At 52.6% G+C, this 3,254-nt stretch carries 3 protein-coding genes and 1 pseudogene; all 4 read right to left on the bottom strand.

Annotated features, from left to right (window positions below; all coding sequences use genetic code 11):
- Positions 1 to 22: 22 nt before the first annotated feature.
- Positions 23 to 100: pseudogene (locus HMPREF2559_RS12920) on the bottom strand (IS6 family transposase); the annotation flags it as partial.
- A 532-nt stretch (positions 101 to 632) separates the two neighbouring features.
- Positions 633 to 929, bottom strand: a complete 297-nt coding sequence (locus tag HMPREF2559_RS01385) for a hypothetical protein (protein WP_005531125.1) — start codon at positions 927 to 929, stop codon at positions 633 to 635.
- Between the two features lie 147 nt (positions 930 to 1,076).
- Complete coding sequence (locus HMPREF2559_RS01380) at positions 1,077 to 2,861, bottom strand: hypothetical protein (RefSeq protein WP_070539296.1); 1,785 nt, start codon at positions 2,859 to 2,861, stop codon at positions 1,077 to 1,079.
- A gap of 186 nt (positions 2,862 to 3,047) precedes the next feature.
- On the bottom strand, positions 3,048 to 3,254 hold a 207-nt coding region (locus tag HMPREF2559_RS13200), incomplete at its 5' end, for a DDE-type integrase/transposase/recombinase (RefSeq protein ID WP_246818445.1).

Below are 3,254 nucleotides of genomic sequence, written 5' to 3'. Positions count from 1 at the left end.
AGTTGTCCTTGCTCCGGGGTGCTTAAGCTGTCTCGAATATCCGGCTGACGATCACCGCGTCTGGGTTCGGGTGCCCGTAGGTAAACATCGTGCCCTGGCCCAACTTTGCAACAGCGCCGTCTAAAAGTATGTTCAGATCTCCTTGTTTAAGGATTGAAAACTGTAGTGTCTTGCTGTGGAGGCAGCAAGGTGGCGTATTGAGATGCCAAGTAAGTCCCGTCTTCCCACTTGGCTTTCAGCATCCTGGCGATACACATGACAGTGACATGGTGATCGCCTGCTCGGTGCAGAGATACCGCTTCTGATTGCGCACTGGCTCCGCTGACCCAAGTGTCCTCCACTAGCAGCACGTGCCGACCGGCGACTGCAGCAGGATCTATCACTGAAAAACGATCTGGGCTTATTGTGTGGGACGCGCCGGTGTTATCACCTGAAGATTCTAAAGCCGCTGGTGTGAGACGATTTCGGATATATGACCGAGAGCAGAATTGAGGGCACTAGCAAGTGCCCCACGGTCGCGTCCGGGACTGCGGTTGGTAGAGGGGACGTGAGTTATCACTTCTACCGGACTGACTGCTTGAGCAAGAGTTGGAAGATTATCTCGTAACGTGGTGTACCCTAACCGACTTAACTCAGTGTCCTAAATTGTTCATGACACGTGCAGTTTTATCAATCATGACCGCAACTTCGTGTTGCTCGTAAACATTTTGCATATTCCGGCCAAGGCTGACGTCTATCCACCCATTTGTGGCATGTTCTGACTTTGTCTCCGTTGCAGCTATGGCATCAATGATATTGCTTTGGTCTTTCCAACGGGCATCATTCAAAATGTAGACCACGGCCTTGTCCCAGGCCTGCTCAAAGCTTGGCTCCCTACCGTAGAAGAACGTTGTCTTTAAAGTCGGCGAATATACGCGAAATTCAAACATGTACCTTATTGTAAAAGTGGGGTGTACCTCAAATCGACAGGTAGGGGTGGCAGGTCCTGCCAATGACCGCTTGCCTTCGGGTGGCGGTTTTTGCAACGCCGAATGACCTTCTTCGAAGGAAATGCAATTGGGAAAATGGTGTTTTCCCTAAGGGGAAACACTATTCCAGAGAGTCCAGATTGGCCATTCCTGCAGCTGGGACCGTTGCTCATCCTCCAACTCCTCATAGAGATCTTCGACTTCAGGCCTGTCCCCCAAAAGGATGGAACAGCCTAGCTCTACTAACAGGTCAGGCTCATTCCGCTGGATTTGGCGCCGAAGCTGCCGGATGGACTTAAGGTCATCCACCGACAAGTCCTTTTCTCTGGCCGTAATCTGCCACTGATTCACCAGGTGGTGCGGCTTATCCCCGTCATTGTCGATGAGCCAGTCATTGAGTGACTGCGCCATGAGCAACAGCTCCGTGCGTCGCTTCGGTTGGAGGTCTGCAGCTTTGATGAGATGGAGAACGCACCAGTTGGCCATCGAGAAGGTGTTCTTGTGCTCTTTGATTCGTTCGTATTGCTTCACGATGGTATCGGGCCGCAGGTTCAAGGTCAGGGGCAGTCGTGGGGGGTCGATGAGCTCGTAGGGCGTGACAGCGAGAAACCGCCCGCCTTCCGCCTCGGGCTCACGTAAAGCAAACACGCCGGCATCTAGATCCGTGAGTCCGTGATATTTCCAATGATTGGGTGTCTTCCCAGTTTGCGCAATCAGTTCAATAAACCAGGGGCCCACGGGTTGAAGCACTCGGCCAGCCTCGGTGAACTGCTGGGTAAGCTCTTCCCCTTCGACCATGTTGGCGTAGAGCATTTCAAGCTGCCACCACTGTTTATCGGTGACGTCCTCGATAGATATCAGTCGAGGGTCGACCCGCAAGGTGGTGAACAACTGTTCAATCTTGCGGAAGAATCCCAGTTCTGTGTCTAGCTTCCCTCTACCCTGGGGCCAGGCTATAGGGAAAGGGACAACCTTACCCTCGATCCTCAGTTCTTGACTGTCCAGCCAGTGGGTGAGGAAGCCGAGGTCAAACAGACGCTGGGCAAGGTTATCGTTGGCAGTATAGGTAAGCGAATAGCGGAACTTATCCCCCTCACGTTCCAGCGTGATCGCAATCCCGTCCGTAAGTTTGTTCTCCACAGTGTGGGGGCCGGTGCGACGCCGTTGATATTCGCTGATCTTGAAATCGCCACTCTCGATGTCCATCGCACACTGTTGTGGCAGATAGGTGTGGGGGATGAGCTCGATGTCGGCGTCTATCGGTAAGCGGCTGCCGTCCTCGGCCTCTATCTCAACGAGGAAATCCAGTTCGCTCCGCTTGAGGCTCGCCGGTGCTGAAAGATCAAGCTCGTCGGTGGTATAGAGCGTTACCCCTCGCACGTTCTCCTGGGGGATAGTCTCAAATCCCAGTTGTGGATCCTCGCGGCCTTTCTTGATGGCGAGGTCCACGATTCGCTCAATATTCTCGGGAGTAGAGGGCAACCTCTTAAAAGGAAGAGACTTCTTCTTTTGGGAAGGATTCATCTCCGCAAGGATGTTGGCGATCGTGAAGGGACTGAGAATCGAATAGTAAGCCTGTTTCCTCTTATCGCTTCTTCGAATAGCGACGACAAAGAAGAGGACGCCGGTCATCTTGCCGTAGCCCTCAAGATCGGCACGATCTACCGGATAGGTCTGAAGTCTCGAAGGATCCTTGAGAGTTTTTCCTTTGACCTGTACATCGACTCGACCCAGAAAGTTCTCTTTCGAATGATTATCCGACGCATTTGAGTAGAGGGAAATATGACCATCAGTTAGAGGGGTACGGTCGTTGGCGTCGATGAGCGGTTCCAGATGGTCACAGGATTCGAGTAGTTGGTTTATTTCGTTGACAGCTACCTTCTCAATATTCATTCTACGTCCTTTTCTGGATAAGATTTCGAGTTAGTTTTCAGGGTGGTGATGCAAACTTGGGGTGTGAGCCAAGAAGGCTCCATTTTTATCGTGCGACCAGCGTTATGCGTCTGGGTGCTGTTGCAAAGTTGGGCCAGGGTCGAAAAGCCCAACCTCAAGACATCAGTTGTCCTTGCTCCGGGGTGCTTAAGCTGTCTCGAATATCCGGCTGACGATCACCGCGTCTGGGTTCGGTTGCCAGTAGGCAAACATCGTGCCTTGCCCTTTCCGCAAGGAGTGCATCGCCTCCATCCCTTTCAACGTCCGATATGCAGATGTCCGGTTCTTAAACGCGCCTTTCAGCCCGAGGATCCACTTCAGCCGACCATGGTCGCCTTCCAGGATGTTGTTGAG

This window comes from Corynebacterium sp. HMSC072G08 (assembly GCF_001809185.1).
Lineage (GTDB): Bacteria > Actinomycetota > Actinomycetes > Mycobacteriales > Mycobacteriaceae > Corynebacterium > Corynebacterium phoceense.
Note: the sequence above shows the minus strand (reverse complement) of the source record. Positions and strands in the feature narration are given on the sequence as shown.

Coding starts and splice junctions, on each gene's coding strand:
- HMPREF2559_RS01385 (WP_005531125.1), bottom strand. CDS start 929: ATGTTTGAATTTCGCGTATATTCGCCGACTTTAAAGACAACGTTCTTC.
- HMPREF2559_RS01380 (WP_070539296.1), bottom strand. CDS start 2,861: ATGAATATTGAGAAGGTAGCTGTCAACGAAATAAACCAACTACTCGAA.